This window comes from Pseudomonas sp. CF161, from assembly GCF_000416215.1.
GTDB lineage: Bacteria > Pseudomonadota > Gammaproteobacteria > Pseudomonadales > Pseudomonadaceae > Aquipseudomonas.
Genome location: NZ_ATLP01000026.1, coordinates 1 through 15,919, shown reverse-complemented (window position 1 = coordinate 15,919; position 15,919 = coordinate 1). Strand labels below are relative to the sequence as shown.

At 62.0% G+C, this 15,919-nt stretch carries 8 protein-coding genes and 1 pseudogene; 6 read left to right on the top strand and 3 right to left on the bottom strand.

The features are described 5' to 3' along the window. The 3 genes from CF161_RS33045 to CF161_RS00415 form a co-directional block, all read left to right on the top strand. Nucleotides 1–235 (top strand): hypothetical protein (locus tag CF161_RS33045; RefSeq protein WP_218187553.1); only part of this gene is annotated, 235 nt, incomplete at its 5' end. Nucleotides 236–538: 303 nt separating this feature from the next. Then, nucleotides 539–1,441 (top strand): 4-hydroxy-tetrahydrodipicolinate synthase, encoded by a 903-nt coding sequence (gene dapA / locus CF161_RS00420; protein ID WP_020294550.1) that lies wholly within the window; start codon nucleotides 539–541, stop codon nucleotides 1,439–1,441. 134 nt (nucleotides 1,442–1,575) lie between these two features. After that, nucleotides 1,576–2,523, top strand: coding sequence for a sensor domain-containing diguanylate cyclase (locus tag CF161_RS00415; protein WP_020294549.1), 948 nt, complete (start codon nucleotides 1,576–1,578; stop codon nucleotides 2,521–2,523). 115 nt (nucleotides 2,524–2,638) lie between these two features. On the opposite strand, the gene CF161_RS00410 is transcribed toward CF161_RS00415, so the two are convergent. Genes CF161_RS00410 through CF161_RS00400 form a run of 3 tightly spaced genes read right to left on the bottom strand, consistent with a single transcriptional unit; the run spans nucleotide 2,639 to nucleotide 7,563 of the window. Beyond that, nucleotides 2,639–4,015: an HlyD family type I secretion periplasmic adaptor subunit gene (locus CF161_RS00410; protein ID WP_020294548.1), complete on the bottom strand. Its 1,377-nt coding sequence runs from the start codon at nucleotides 4,013–4,015 to the stop codon at nucleotides 2,639–2,641. Then, nucleotides 4,005–6,158 carry a type I secretion system permease/ATPase gene (locus CF161_RS00405; protein ID WP_043228258.1) on the bottom strand — a complete coding sequence of 718 codons (2,154 nt, stop codon included), beginning with the start codon at nucleotides 6,156–6,158 and terminating at the stop codon, nucleotides 4,005–4,007. The genes CF161_RS00410 and CF161_RS00405 overlap by 11 nt, the downstream gene beginning before the upstream one ends. A 52-nt stretch (nucleotides 6,159–6,210) precedes the next feature. Beyond that, nucleotides 6,211–7,563, bottom strand: a complete 1,353-nt coding sequence (locus CF161_RS00400; RefSeq protein WP_043228256.1) for a TolC family outer membrane protein — start codon at nucleotides 7,561–7,563, stop codon at nucleotides 6,211–6,213. Between the two features lie 344 nt (nucleotides 7,564–7,907). Here CF161_RS00400 and CF161_RS00395 point away from each other — a divergent pair, with 344 nt between their 5' ends. The 3 genes and pseudogenes from CF161_RS00395 to CF161_RS00385 all read left to right on the top strand — a co-directional run. Next, on the top strand, nucleotides 7,908–10,910 hold the full coding sequence (locus tag CF161_RS00395) for a retention module-containing protein (RefSeq protein ID WP_020294545.1): 3,003 nt from the start codon (nucleotides 7,908–7,910) through the stop codon (nucleotides 10,908–10,910). Between the two features lie 52 nt (nucleotides 10,911–10,962). After that, a pseudogene (locus CF161_RS00390) lies at nucleotides 10,963–14,988 on the top strand (beta strand repeat-containing protein); the annotation flags it as partial. A gap of 14 nt (nucleotides 14,989–15,002) precedes the next feature. Then, a partial coding sequence (locus CF161_RS00385) for an Ig-like domain-containing protein (RefSeq protein ID WP_371106488.1) occupies nucleotides 15,003–15,919 on the top strand: 917 nt, incomplete at its 3' end.

Genomic DNA, 15,919 nt, shown 5'->3' with positions numbered 1-15,919 from the left:
TATTGGCAGGGTTTCGCCCCAGCCACCGACTGAACGCCTGCATCCAATCAGGAGCAACGACATGCCTTCCCACCTGCCCGCCGGCCAGCGCTGGCACTGGTTGTCACCCGAGGCGGCGCGGCGGTTGCGCGGCACCCTCACCGTGGACCGCAGCGGGCAGCGGGCCGAGCCGCGCTCGCGCTGGCGGCGCATCGCCCATGAGATCGTCGAGTCCTGGCGACTGATGCTGGTGTGAACCCGTGCCAATCGGCAATTGACAAACCCGGTGCCAGCTTTTAAAAATGTGCGCCTGATTAACGAGTGTGTATTCATGTCCCCAGCCTGCAATCCCCATTTCTGCGCCATTGGCTTGACTGCCAAGGCCGGGGTTCGCCTGGCTTGCACCTCTAAATCGAAGAAACAGTCGCTCATGTGACCGGGGCGCTGTGTCCCGTCAGATGAGCTGACCGGACACGAGCGCTACGCACACCCTGCCCTTGCTTGATTCCCCTCTACTCTTCTGGCGGCGACCCAACGGTCAACCATCAGGAGAACACGCATGTCATCGTTTCAAGGAATCTGGGTCCCCATCGTTACGCCCTTCAACCAGGGCGCCATCGATTTTGTCGCGCTGCGCCGCCTGACCCTGCACCTGCTGCACAGCGGTGTGGCCGGGCTGGTGGTGTGCGGTACCACCGGCGAGGCGGCGGCCTTGAGCAAGACCGAGCAACTGGCGGTGCTCGACGCAGTGCTGGAAGTGGCGCCCGGGCATCAGGTGATGATGGGCCTGGCGGGCAATAACCTGGTGGAGCTGCTGCATCAGCAACAGCAGATCCTGCAACGCCCGGTCGCCGGCCTGCTGGTGCCGGCGCCCTACTACATCCGTCCGTCCCAGGCCGCGCTGCACACCTTCTTCAACACCGTGGCCGACGCCAGCAGCGTGCCGATCATTGTCTACGACATTCCCTATCGCACCGGCGTGACCCTGCACCAGGACACGCTGCTGGCGATCGTCAAGCACCCCCGGATCGTGGCGATCAAGGACTGCGGCGGCAACCTGCAGACCACCCTGGCGCTGCTGGCCAGCGGTGATGTCGACCTGCTGTGCGGCGAAGACCCGCAGATTTTCAGCGCGCTGTGCCTGGGAGCGACGGGGGCCATCGCCGCGTCGGCGCACATTCACCCGGAGCTGTTCGTGCGGCTGCATCGACAGGTGGCTGAGAGCCGGCTGGCCGATGCCCGAGAGACGTTTTTCCGCCTGCTGCCGCTGATCCAGAACCTGTTTGTCGAGCCCAACCCGGCGCCGGTCAAAAGCGCCCTGGCGTTGCAGGGCCTGATCAATGACGAACTGCGAGCACCCATGCACCACAGCAGCGCCGACACCGTCCTGCAACTGCGCGAGCGGCTCGCGGCACTGCACAACGCCGAGGCAAAACCGGCAGCGGCCAGCCTCGCCCTGTAGGGTCGACGGCGGGTGATGAAGGGAGCGGCGAAGGCGCCGCGCCTTCCATCGCCCGAGCAGCGATAGGCCTTGATTCACGGCGAGAATCGCCAGCATGCTGCCGCTGGTTTTTCCTCGCCGAGATCTCGCCTGCCATGACCTCAAGCCACGTGCCCGCCACCACCGATAGCGATGTCTACAAGACCCTGCTGGAATCGACCCAGGCCATTCCCTGGCGCATCGATTGGCAGACCATGACCTTCAGCTACATCGGCCCGCAGATCGAACGACTGCTGGGCTGGCCCCAGGGCAGCTGGGTCGGGGTCAATGACTGGGTAGAGCGCATGCACCCGGACGATCGCGACTATGTGGTGGAGTTCTGCGTGTCCCAGTCCCGCGCCGGGGTCGACCACGAAGCCGATTACCGGGCCCTGACCCAGAGTGGCGACTACGTGTGGATCCGCGACGTGGTGCATGTGGTGCGCAAGGACGACGAAGTCGAGGCGCTGGTGGGGTTTATGTTCGACATCAGCGAGCGCAAGAAAACCGAAGAGCATCTGCTGCGGTTGCAGAAGCAGCTCGAAGAATATTCCTTCCAGGACGGCCTGACCGGGATCGCCAATCGGCGCATGTTCGACACCGTGCTGGAGCGTGAATGGGCCAGCGCCCAGCGCAGCCAGCTGCCGCTGAGCCTGATCATTCTCGATATCGATTACTTCAAGCAGTACAACGACCACTACGGCCATATCCAGGGCGACGACTGCCTGCGCCGCGTGGCCCAGACCCTGGCCCTGGCGACCAACCGCCCGCGAGATTTCGTGGCGCGTATCGGCGGTGAGGAGTTTGTCTGGCTGCTGCCGGAAACCGACGCCATGGCGGCGCAGCGGGTGGCCGATAAATGCCTGCACCTGGTGCGCCAGCAACAGATCCCCCACGCGGCCTCGAGCGTCAGCGACCTGCTGAGCCTGAGCCTTGGCGTCGGCACCACCCTCGCCGCCGCGGACACCTCGGCCCTGGACTTCGTCGAACAGGTCGACCGCCTGCTGTACCAGGCCAAGAACCAGGGGCGCATGGGCGCGGTATACGCCGCCTTTGGCAAGTAGCATCGGACGCCGTTCGCCTTGGGCGTGTCGGTGTCCGTTCCGAACAACGGGCCGTTGCGCGGTAGCGGGATCGGCTAATGCCCTGTAGCCGCTGCCGAGCAGCGGCTACACGGGATCAGCGCTCGTGCATGGCTTCGGCGCGGGATTTGATGATGGGTTTGAGCAGGTAGCTCAGGATGCTTTTCTTGCCGGTGATGATGTCAACCGACGCGACCATGCCCGGGATGATCAGCAGCGGCTTTTCATCGGTGCCCAGGTGGCTGCGGTCGGTGCGCAGTTTGATGATGTAGTAAGTGTTCTTCTTATCTTCATCCTGCACGGTGTCGGCACCAATCTGCTCCAGCTTGCCCTTGAGGCCGCCGTAGATGGTGTAGTCGTAGGCGGTGAACTTGATCATCGCTTCCTGGCCCGGGTGCAGGAAGGCGATGTCTTGCGGGCGGATCTTGGCTTCCACCAGCAGGGTGTCGTCCAACGGCACCACTTCGGCAATATCGCTGCCGGGCTGGATCACTCCGCCCACGGTGTTGACCAGCATCTGCTTGACGATGCCGCGCACCGGCGAGGACACCATGGTCCGGCTGACGCGGTCTTCCAGGCCCTTGGAGGTGGCCTGGGCCTTGCTCAGGTTGGTCCGCGCCTCGTTCAACTGCGCCAGGGCTTCACTGCGGAACTTGCCACGGGTTTCGTCGATCTTGCGCTGCACTTCATTGATCGCGGCCTGGGCGCGGGGAATGGCCAGGGTGGTGCCATCGAGCATGCCGCGGGTTTCCACCTCGGACCGCTTGAGGCGCAGCACTTCCACCGGCGAAATCGCGCCCTGCTGTACCAGGGGTTCGGACATGCCGATTTCCTGGCGCAGCAAGTTCAAGCTGTTGCGGTACTGCTCCTGCTTGGACCCGAACTCGCGCAACTCCTGCTGACGCTGCACCAGTTGCTGTTGCAGGCCGCCGATTTCATCCGACAGTTGCTGGCGTCGGCTCTGGTACAGCGACTCTTCGTTGGACACCTGGTTCGGCACCGCTTTGCGTGCAGCCTCGGTGATGTTCAGCGGGCGGTTGTCGATTTCTGCGCTGAGGCGCTCGACCCGCAGCTCCATGGCCACCCGGTCGGCTTCGGTTTCGCCGACGTTGGAGGCAAAACGCGTGTCGTCCAGGCGCACCAGGGGGGCGCCGGCCTCGACGATCTGCCCTTCGTGCACGTAGATCTGGGCGACGATGCCGCCTTCCAGGTTCTGGATTTTCTGGATCCGCGACGAGGGGATGGCCTTGCCTTCGCCCTTGGTGACTTCGTCGATAATCGCAAAGTGCGCCCACAGCAGCAGGAACACGAAGAAGCCGATCACCCCCCAGATGGTCAGGCGCACGATGCGTGGCGCATCGTCGATCAGGGCCTTTTCGACCTCGGGCAACGGTTGATCGTCAAGCGCGTCGCCGCCCTTGAAGTAGCCGATGATTGCATCCTTGAAGCGGCCTGGGCCGGATTTAAGCAACACTGATCTGCCCCTTTTTCAGCGCTTCCATGACGGCGGCTTTCGGGCCGTCGGCGAGTATCTGGCCACGGTCGATCACCAGCAGGCGATCCACCAGGCTCAACAGCGAGGCACGGTGGGTCACCAGAATCACCGTCTTGTTTTCGATCACGGCCTGCAGCCGCTGCTTGAGGCGCTCTTCGCCGGTGTTGTCCATGGCGCTGGTCGGCTCATCGAGCAACAGGATTGGCGGGTTGAGCAGCAACGCACGGGCCAGGGCCACGTTCTGCCGCTGGCCACCGGAAAGGTTCTGCCCGCGTTCACCGACCTGCAGCTCGTACCCCTGCGGATGCAAACGGGCGAACTCATGGACGCCGGCCAGCTCTGCGGCCTGCAGGACCATTTCGTCATCCACGTAACGCGCACCCGACACCAGGTTGTCGCGCAGGGTGCCGGCCAGCAGCTGGATGTCCTGGGCCACATAGCCAATGTTATGACGCAACTCGCTGACATCGATCTGGCGGATGTCCACGCCGTCCACCAGCAACGAACCCGAGTCCGGCTGGTACAGGCCGACCAGCAATTTGGCCAGCGAGCTCTTGCCCGAACCGCTGCGGCCGATGATGCCGATCTTCTCCCCCGGCCGAACGTTGAGGTTGACCCCACGCAGGGCCAGGGTCTGCTGGTTCGGGTAGGTGAAATCGACCGCGCGGAACTCCATCGCTCCTTGCAGCACCTGGCGGCTGAGGGGGCGCTCGTCGAAGTTGCGCTCTTGCGGCAATTCCATCATCTGGTCGACCGAGACCATGGTCACCTTGGCTTGCTGGTAACGCGTCAACAGGCCCGACAGCTGGGCCAGAGGCCCCAGGGCACGACCGCTGAGCATGTAGCAGGCCACCAGGCCGCCCATGCTGAGGGTGCCGTCAATAATCTGGTACACACCGAAGATGATCATCGCCACGCCGGCCAGCTGCTGAATCAGCAAGGTGATGTTCATCGCCAGGCCCGACAGAACTTTGACTCGCAGCTCCAGGCGGCTGAGGGTGCCAATGGTCTGTTCCCACTGGTACTGGCGCTCACTCTCGGCGTTATTGACCTTTACCGCGTCCAGCCCGGCGAGGGTTTCGATCAGGCTCGACTGACGCTCGGCGCCCAGAGCCATGGTCCGCTCCAGGGTCGCGGTCAACGGCTTTTGCAGCAGGTGGCCAATACCCAGGGCCAGCGGGAAGGCGACGATCGGGATCCACACCAGGTGGCCACCGAGCAGCGCGATCACCAGCAGGATGATCAGGGTAAAGGGCAAGTCGATCAGGCTGGCCAGGGTCAGCGAGGTCAGGAAGTCGCGCATCCCCTGAAACTCATGGATGTTCTGCGCGAAGCTGCCGACCCGCGCCGGACGCACTTTCATGGCCATGCCGACGATGCGCTCGAACAGCGTCGCCGAAATGATCAGGTCGGTCTTTTTACCGGCCAGGTCCAGGCACAGGCTGCGCATACTCTTGAGCAGCAGGTCGAACAGGTAGGCGCCGCAGATACCAATGGCCAGCACCCACAGGGTGGAAGTGGCCTGGTTCGGCACCACGCGGTCATACACGTTCATCACGAACAGTGGCGCCGCCAGGGCAATCAGGTTGATCACCAGGCTCGCCGCGATGGCGTCGGCATACAGCCAGCGCGAGCGCTTGAGGGTTTCACGGAACCAGGAATGGGCACGCGGGATCAGCGTGCCGTTGGTAACGTCAAATTTATGTTGCGGTTGGGCGAAGAAAACCCGACCGCTGTAATCTTGACTCAGCAGTTCGCGGTCAACCCGCACTTCACCGCCGTCGCTTTCGCTGAGCAGCAGGCGCGCGTTGTCGCCTTCCCAGCCGAGCAATACCGCACACCGCCCTTCCTTGAGCAGGAGCATGGCCGGCAGTGCGATGGAGGGAATCTGCTCCAGCTTGCGCTGCAGCAAGCGCCCCTGCAGGCCGGCCCGGGCCGCTGCACGGGGCAGCAACTCGGCGCCCAGGCGCTGGGCGGCCAAGGGCAAGCCGGTGGTGAGCATCGCCCGACTGGCGGGCTTGTGATGCAGCGAACAGAGTGTCAACAAGCCGTCGAGCAATGGATCATCATGCTGACTGCGCGGGTCATGGGTAAGTTGCACCGAACCTATTTCAGAATCCAAGCTGACACTCTCTTAACGCTTAAGCAGGTGAATGGCCCAACTCCGTCAAGAATCAGTCCATCCGCGGCAGGTTTACCATCGGTTTAATATCATTCTGCACAACTGATGCCATCGGTGCGACTACGCCCTGACTTTTCAGCAACTGACCCATGTCGGCCTTGATCCGATATTGGGTGTAAAGCTGCAGATTGCGGATCTGCACCAGGCGCTGCTGAGCGCTGAACAGCTCGTTTTCGCTGTCGAGCAAGTCGAGCAGGGTCCGCTCGCCGAGGCTGAACTGCTGCTGGTACGAAGTGCGCACCTTGGTGCTGCGGTCCACGTATTGCTGAGCGATCGGCACCTGAGCGGTGGCGTTGTTGTAGGCGTTCCAGGCCAGGCCCAGCTCCTGGGTCAGCTCACGCAGCGCGTTGTTGCGGATATCCAGGGCCTGGGTGGCCTGGGACGCCTTGGATTGCAGATCGGCCTTGTTGCTGCCGCCCGAGTACAGGTTGAACTGCATGCGCAACATGGCGGAGTAGCTATTGTCATGCCCTTCTTCACCGCCAAGGTTGTTGTTGGCGGAACGCGCCAGCTCGGCATCGAAACGTGGGTAGAAGGTCGATTTGGCAGCTTCGTACTGCTTCTCGGCAGCGGCGATATCGGACTCGGCCGAGCGCAGGACCGGGCTGTCCTCGATCATCTGGCGCCGTGCTTCCTCAAGGCTGGCGGGCATCAGGGCAACAAAACCCTGGGGGGCCACCAGTTCGTCGGGCATCTGGCCCACGGCGCTCAAGTAGTTGGTTTGCGCATCGGCCAAGTTGGTCTGTTCAGTCAGCAGGTTATTACGCGCCTGAGCCAGACGGGCTTCCGCCTGATCCATGTCCGCCATTCTGCCGACGCCGCGACTAGTGCGCAGTTGGATCTGATCAAAGATGCGTTCGTGGCTCTTCAAGTTGTCTTCTGCCAACTGCACCATCTCGCGACGGGACAGAACATCCAGATAAACCTGGGCAACGGTCAGTGCAGTGCGCTCGGAAGTATTGAGCAACGAATAACCACGGGAGTTGGCGGTGGCTTGTTGACGCCCTACTTCGCTTTGGGTGGCAAAACCGTCAAATAGGTTTTGTTGCAGGCGAATAGTCGATTCGCCGCGATTCAAGGACTTCCATTCATGGCTGTTGCTTTCGGCACGAGTCGAGGTGTTGTCCGAGCGTTCGCGACCGTAGCCGCCCAGTACGTCGACTTTAGGCAGGTACCCGCCCTTGGCGGCACGCAGCTGATAATCGGCGGCAATGCGCGCATTGATGCCTGCCTGAATCTCCGGGTGAACATCCAATGCTTTTTGCATGGCCTCTGGCAGGGTTTGTGCTTGGACGAAACTTGCAGCTAGAGCGAAAGGAAGAGCCTTGAATAAGTGCAAACGCATTCTGATTATTTCCCGGAAATTTTTGCTTAAAAATGCAGCAAACATTGACCTACTGCATTGGAATGGCAATCGAAATGACCGTTTGTCGTGGGAACTGGAGAACACAAACAGAAAGTCGCGATGCCGCTTAAATATCAATGTGACATTACCGAACAGATTGTTTAGGATGACGCCAAATAGGTCAATACCTTGACGAAAAAGTAATTTAGTCAACATCTCAACAAATTATTGACGCCAATATTAATTCTTAGAATCAAACGTACTCCAGCAATTGAATCGGCACTATTGAAAACAGCCGGTCGGCATGATGGATACCCATACGGTAATACACGGAGAGTCCCTTAATGAGCAGCGTTGCCGTCGTCAAAAGCATTGTCGGTCAAGTATTCGCAGTGTCCCCAGAAGGGATTCGCCGTCTGCTGGTGGAAGGGGATCGTCTGTTTGCCGGGGAACAAGTCCAGACCGGGCCTGAAGGCGCCGTGTCGCTGGAACTGGCCGATGGCCGCGTTCTCGATCTGGGTCGCGACAGTCAGTGGAGCGCGAACGCTCCTGACTCTTCGACCAACCTGAGTGAAGCCACCGCCCAGGCCGCCCCTTCGGTGGCCGAACTGCAGCAAGCCATCGCTGCCGGTGCCGACCCGACCCAAGACCTCGAAGCCACCGCTGCCGGCCCGACCGCCGCAGGTGGAGACGGTGCCGCTGGCGGCGGCCACAGCTTTATCCTGCTTGAAGCCACCGCCGGCGAAGTCGACCCTACCATCGGCTACCCGACCACGGGCCTGAACGCCGGGGCGGCCATCGGCAACGATTTCACTGTCGGCAACACCGACAATAACGGCAGCACCCCGCGCGCCGTCACCATTACCCTGACCGCCACGCCGACCATTACTGAAGCCGGCGGGGTCATCTCCTACACCGTATTCATCACCCAGGCGCCCACCAGCGACCTGACCGTGACCCTGTCCAACGGTTTGTCCGTGGTGATTGCCGCCGGCCAGACCGCTGGCGTGCTGAACGTGACCTATGCCGGCAACGACACGCCTTATCTGGATGCTTCGACGGTCTCGGCCACCATTGCCGGCACCTCCGGCGGCGGCAACCTGATCATCACCACCGACCCGGCGCCGGCCGTGACCCAGATCACCGACACCATCGACACCACCACGGTGTCGTTGAGCGCGAATGCGTCGGTCGATGAAGGCGACAAGATCACTTACACCGCCACCGTGACCAACGCGGCGCAGACTGACGTCACCATCACCCTGTCGAACAACACCACCATCACCATCAAAGCCGGCGATACCACTGGCACCGTCAGCGTTGATACGCCCGCCAACCTGGCCGACGGCAAAGACCTGCACCTGAGCACCACCATCACCGGCGCCACCGGCGGCAACTACGAAGACCTGGCCATCAACCCCAAGGCGGCCGAAACCACCGTGGTCGCCGTCGACGACCCGAGCGTGCTGGTTGCCGACCGCCAGACCATTGCCGAGGACGGGGTTGCCTATGGCAACGTCCTGACCAACGACAGCGACATCGACAACACCTTGAGCGTGGCCACCTTCAACGTGGGCAGTGCCATCTATCAAGCGGGCCAGATCGCCACCATCGCGGGCGTCGGCAGCATCAGCATCGCCGCCAATGGCGACTACACCTTCACCCCGGTCAAAGACTACAACGGTGATGTGCCGCAAATCGGCTACACCACCAACACCGGTTCGAGCACCACCCTGGAGCTGACCGTCACCCCGGTCAACGACGCCCCAATCGCCATTGCCACCAGCGCCACCGGCGATGAAGACCAGGCCACCGGCATCGAAGTCCATCTGTCGGCCACTGATGTCGACGGCATCACCAACGTCGCCTCGTTCAACGTCAGCACGCCGAACAACGGCACCTTCTACACCGACGCGGCGATGACCCAGGTCTTCACCGGCAGCATCGCCGCCAACAACGGCGCGGCCACTCTGTACTTCAAGCCGGACGCCAACTTCAACGGTCAGGTGAACTTCACCTACACCGCCACTGACAGCGGCAACGCGGATGGCAGCGGCGTGCTGACCTCCCCTGCCGTGGGCGGCGTGATTACCGTGAACGCGGTGAACGATGCGCCAGTCGCCATCGCCACCAGCGCAAGCGGTGCCGAAGATCAGGTGGGCGGTATTGAGGTCCATCTGTCGGCCACTGATATCGACGGCATCGACAACGTTGCTTCGTTCACTGTCAGCACACCGAACAACGGCACCTTCTACACCGATGCGGCGATGACCCAGGTCTTCACCGGTAGCGTTGCCGCCAATAATGGCGCGGCGACTCTGTACTTCAAGCCGGACGCCAACTTCAACGGTCAGGTGAACTTCACCTACACCGCCACCGACAGCGGCAATGCCGATGGCAGCGGTGTGCTGACCTCGCCTGCCGTGGGCGGCGTGATCACCGTCACTCCAGTGAATGACGCTCCCGTAGCGATCGCTACCAGCGCCACTGGTGCTGAAGATCAAGTGGGCGGTATCGAAGTCCACCTCAATGCCACCGATGTCGACGGTATTACCAACGTCGCCTCGTTCAACGTCAGCACACCGAACAACGGCACCTTCTACACCGATGCCGCAATGACTCAAGCCTTCACCGGCAGCATTGCCGCCAACAACGGCACGGCGACCCTGTACTTCAAGCCGGACGCCAACTTCAACGGCCAGGTGAATTTCACTTACACCGCCACTGACAGCGGCAATGCGGATGGCAGCGGTGTGCTGACCTCGCCAGCGGTCGACGGCACCATCACCGTGACCCCGGTGAACGACGCGCCCGTCGCTATCGCCACCAGTGCCAGCGGTGCTGAAGATCAAGTGGGCGGCATCGAAGTCCACCTCAATGCCACCGATATCGATGGCATCGACAACGTTGCCTCGTTCAACGTCACCGCGCCGAACAACGGTACGTTCTACACCGACGCCGCAATGACCCAGGCCTTTACCGGCAGCATTGCCGCCAACAATGGTTCGGCCACTCTGTACTTCAAGCCGGACACCAACTTCAACGGTCAGGTGAACTTCACCTACACCGCCACCGACAGCGGCAATGCCGATGGCAGCGGTGTATTGACCTCCCCTGCTGTGGGCGGCGTGATCACTGTGACCCCGGTCAACGACGCGCCAGTGGCCATCGCCACCAGCGCCACCGGCGATGAAGACCAAACGACCGGTATCGAAGTCCATCTCTCGGCCACTGATGTCGACGGCATCGACAACGTTGCCTCGTTCACTGTCAGCACACCGAACAACGGTACGTTCTACACCGATGCGGCGATGACCCAAGCCTTCACCGGCAACATCGCGGCCTGACAGCGGCAATGCTGATGGCAGCGGTGTACTGACCTCGCCAGCGGTCGACGGTGTGATCACCGTGAATGCGGTCAACGATGCGCCAGTGGCCATCGCCACCAGCGCCACCGGTGCTGAAGACCAGGTAGGCGGCATTGAAGTCCATCTGTCGGCCACTGATATCGACGGCATCGACAACGTTGCCTCGTTTAACGTCACCGCGCCGAACAACGGCACGTTCTACACCGATGCGGCGATGACTCAGGCCTTCACCGGCAGCATCGCGGCGAACAATGGTTCGGCCACCCTGTACTTCAAGCCGGACACCAACTTCAACGGTCAGGTGAATTTCACCTACACCGCGACTGACAGCGGCAACGCCGATGGCAGCGGCGTGCTGACTTCACCTGCCGTGGGCGGCGTGATCACCGTCACTCCAGTGAATGACGCTCCGGTCGCCATTGCTACCAGCGCCACTGGTGCTGAGGATCAAGTGGGCGGCATTGAAGTCCACCTCAATGCCACCGATGTCGACGGCATTACCAACGTCGCTTCGTTCAATGTCAGCACGCCAAACAACGGCACCTTCTACACCGACGCCGCGATGACTCAGGCCTTCACCGGCAGCATCGCAGCCAATAACGGTGCAGCGACCCTGTACTTCAAACCTGACGCTAATTTCAACGGCCAGGTGAACTTCACCTACACCGCTACTGACAGCGGCAATGCTGATGGCAGCGGTGTACTGACCTCGCCAGCGGTAGACGGCACCATCACCGTGACCCCGGTGAACGACGCGCCAGTAGCGATCGCTACCAGTGCCAGCGGCGCTGAAGATCAAGTGGGTGGCATTGAAGTCCACCTCAACGCCACCGATATCGACGGCATCGATAACGTTGCCTCGTTCAACGTCAGCACACCGAACAACGGCACCTTCTACACCGACGCGGCAATGACCCAGGCCTTCACCGGCAGCATCGCGGCGAACAACGGTTCGGCCACCCTCTACTTCAAGCCGGACACCAACTTCAACGGTCAGGTGAATTTCACCTACACCGCGACTGACAGCGGCAACGCCGATGGCAGCGGCGTGCTGACTTCGCCTGCCGTGGGCGGCGTGATCACCGTCACTCCAGTGAACGATGCTCCCGTCGCTATCGCCACCAGCGCGAGCGGTGCTGAAGACCAAGTGGGCGGGATTGAAGTCCACCTCAATGCCACCGATGTCGACGGTATTACCAACGTCGCCTCGTTCAATGTCAGCACGCCAAACAACGGCACCTTCTACACCGACGCCGCGATGACTCAGGCCTTCACCGGCAGCATCGCAGCCAACAACGGTACAGCGACCCTGTACTTCAAGCCGGATGCCAACTTCAACGGCCAGGTGAATTTCACCTACACCGCCACTGACAGCGGCAACGCCGATGGCAGCGACGTGCTGACTTCGCCTGCCGTGGGCGGCGTGATCACCGTGACTCCGGTAAACGACGCTCCAGTGGCTATCGCCACCAGCGCCAGCGGTGAGGAAGACCAAACTACCGGCATTGAAGTCCACCTCAATGCCACCGATGTCGATGGCATCGACAACGTTGCCTCGTTCAACGTCAGCACACCGAACAACGGCACCTTCTACACCGACGCGGCGATGACCCAAGCCTTTACCGGCAGCATTGCAGCGAACAACGGCACGGCGACCCTGTACTTCAAGCCGGACGCCAACTTCAATGGCCAGGTGAATTTCACCTACACCGCCACCGACAGCGGTAACGCTGATGGCAGCGGCGTGCTGACGTCCCCTGCGGTGGGCGGCGTGATCACTGTGACCCCAGTGAACGACGCGCCGACAGTGGAGTTCAGCAGCACCACCTTCACCGAGCAGAAAGACCCGGTGGCCCTGGTTGAAAACCTGACCATCAATGACGTCGACAACACCACCTTCAGCAAAGTCGTGGTCACGGTCGATCATCTGGCGGTGGGCGACCTGCTGAGCAATGCCGACGCCCTCAAGGCGCTGGCGGTTGCCGGGATCACCATCACCCAAAGCGGCAGCGCCGCCGACGGCAAAATCGTCTACACCCTCACCAGCGACGCGAAAACCGGCAGCAGCGCCGCCGACTTCATCAAGCTGGTTGAAGCCATCACCTTCCAGAGCCCGGGCAACAACCCGGTGGGCACCGACCGTGGCGTGACCATCGAAGTGACCGACAACGGCGGCAGCAACCCGGCCGTTGAAAAACCGGAAACCGGCACCGCCACTGGCAAGGTCACCATCGACCTGGTCAACGATGCCCCGACGGCGTCGGCCGCAGCCACCACCACCGACGAAGACCATGCGGCCACCGTCGTCTTGAGCGGCAGCGATGTGGACGGCAGCGTCGCCAAGTTCGTCATCACCGCCCTGCCGGAGAACGGCAAGCTGTACAGCGACGCGACCCTGACCACCGAGCTCAAAGTGGGCGATTCGGTGCCGGCTGGCGCCGACGGCAAGGCCGCGGTGTACTTCGACCCGACGGGCGACTGGAGTGGCAGCACCCATCTGACGTTCACCGCCGTGGACAATGACGGCAAACCAAGCCCCGTGACCAACGCCGACATCACTGTCAACCCGGTTACCGACACCCCGCACCTGGGCCTGATCGGCGGCGGCAGCGTGACCTCGATCAACTTCGACAGCGCCAACCTCAACGGTTCCTGGGGCACGATTGCCGTAGGCGATGCCAACAACGCGGCCGGCAATGGCGGCCCGACCACCCAGTGGCTCACCGGTAACGCCGATGGCAAGGTCGAAATCGGCCAAAGCAGCATTTACGGGGTCGAGACCCCAGGCAACAGCCAGGTCATCGAGCTGGAGAAAAACGCCGGCGACGATGCCAGCCTGTACACCATCATCAAGGCCGAAGCGGGCACGGCGTACAGCATCTCGGTCGATTACTCGCCGCGTGCCGGCGCCGAAAACAACTCGGTGATCGACGTGTTCTGGGGCGGCGTCAAAGTCGGCACCCTGGACACCACCACCGTCGGCATGAAGACCTACACCTTCGTGGTACCGGTCACCACCGACGGCGACGCCAAGCTCGAGTTCAAGGCTCCGGCCGGCGACACCAACAACTCGCTGGGCGGCGTGATGGACAACATCAACGTCACCCAAGTGCTGAACGTGGGCCTGGAAGACCATGCGATCAAGCTGTCGACCATCGACGCCTATGCCACCGACAAGGACGGCTCCGAGTCGCTCAAGCTGGAAATCAGCGGCGTACCGGTGAATTCGACCATCACCGATGGCGTCCACAGCTTTACCGCGACCGCGGGTAATCAAAGCGTCGACATCAGCACCTGGAACAAGACGACCCTGGTCTACAACCCGGCGCCAAACGCCAATGGCGTGGTCAACCTCACCGTCACCGCCACGGCGCAGGACGGCACAGCCGATCCGAAGTCCGAGTCGATCAACCTGCCAATCAACGTGATTGCGGTCAACGACGCGCCGGTGGCCATCGCCACCACGGCTGCCGGGACCGAAGACCAGCCAACGGGCATCGAAGTCCATCTGTCTGCCACCGATGTCGATGGCATTGCCAACGTTGCCTCGTTCAACGTCAGCACGCCGAACAACGGCACCTTCTACACCGACGCGGCGATGACCCAGGTCTTCACCGGCAGCGTTGCGGCCAACAATGGCGCAGCCACCCTGTACTTCAAGCCGGACGCCAACTTCAACGGCCAGGTGAATTTCACCTACACCGCCACTGACAGCGGCAACGCTGACGGCAGCAACCCGCTGACGTCGCCTGCGGTCAACGGCAGCATCACCGTGGCCGCGGTCAACGACGCACCGGTGGCCATCGCCACTACGGCGGTGGGCAATGAAGACCAGGTAGGCGGCATTGCAGTCCACCTCAATGCCACCGATGTCGACGGTATTACCAACGTCGCCTCGTTCAACGTCAGCACGCCAACCCACGGCACCTTCTACACCGACGCCGCAATGACCCAGGCCTTCACCGGCAGCATTGCCGCGAACAACGGCTCGGCGACCCTGTACTTCAAGCCGGACGCCAACTTCAACGGCCAGGTGAATTTCACCTACACCGCCACTGACAGCGGGGCACCATCACCGTCACGCCAGTCAACGATGCGCCGGTCGCCATCGCTACCAGCGCCACCGGTGCTGAAGACCAAGTGGGCGGCATTGCAGTCCACCTCAATGCCACCGACGTCGATGGCATCACCAACGTTGCTTCGTTCAACGTCAGCACGCCCAACAACGGTACGTTCTACACCGACGCGGCGATGACCCAGGCCTTTACCGGCAGCGTCGCGGCCAACAATGGCGCGGCGACCCTGTACTTCAAGCCAGACGCCAACTTCAACGGCCAGGTGAACTTCACCTACACCGCTACCGACAGCGGCAATGCCGATGGCAGCGGCGTACTGACCTCCCCTGCGGTCGGCGGCACCATCACCGTGACTCCGGTGAACGATGCGCCTGTGGCCATCGCCACCACTGCAAGCGGTGCTGAAGACCAGGTAGGCGGCATCGAAGTCCACCTCAATGCCACCGATGTCGACGGCATCACCAACGTCGCTTCGTTCAACGTCAGCGCGCCAACCCACGGCACCTTCTACACCGACGCGGCGATGACTCAAGCCTTCACCGGCAGCATCGCAGCCAACAACGGCGCAGCGACCCTGTACTTCAAGCCGGACGCCAACTTCAACGGCCAGGTGAACTTCACCTACACCGCCACCGACAGCGGCAACGCTGACGGCAGCGGTGTACTGACCTCGCCTGCCGTGGCCGGCACCATCACCGTCACGCCAGTCAACGATGCGCCGGTCGCCATCGCTACCAGCGCCACTGGTGCTGAAGACCAAGTGGGCGGCATCGCAGTCCACCTCAATGCCACCGACGTCGACGGCATCACTAACGTTGCTTCGTTCAACGTCAGCGCACCGGCCCATGGCACCTTCTACACCGACGCCGCGATGACCCAGGCCTTTACCGGCAGCGTCCCGGCCAACAACGG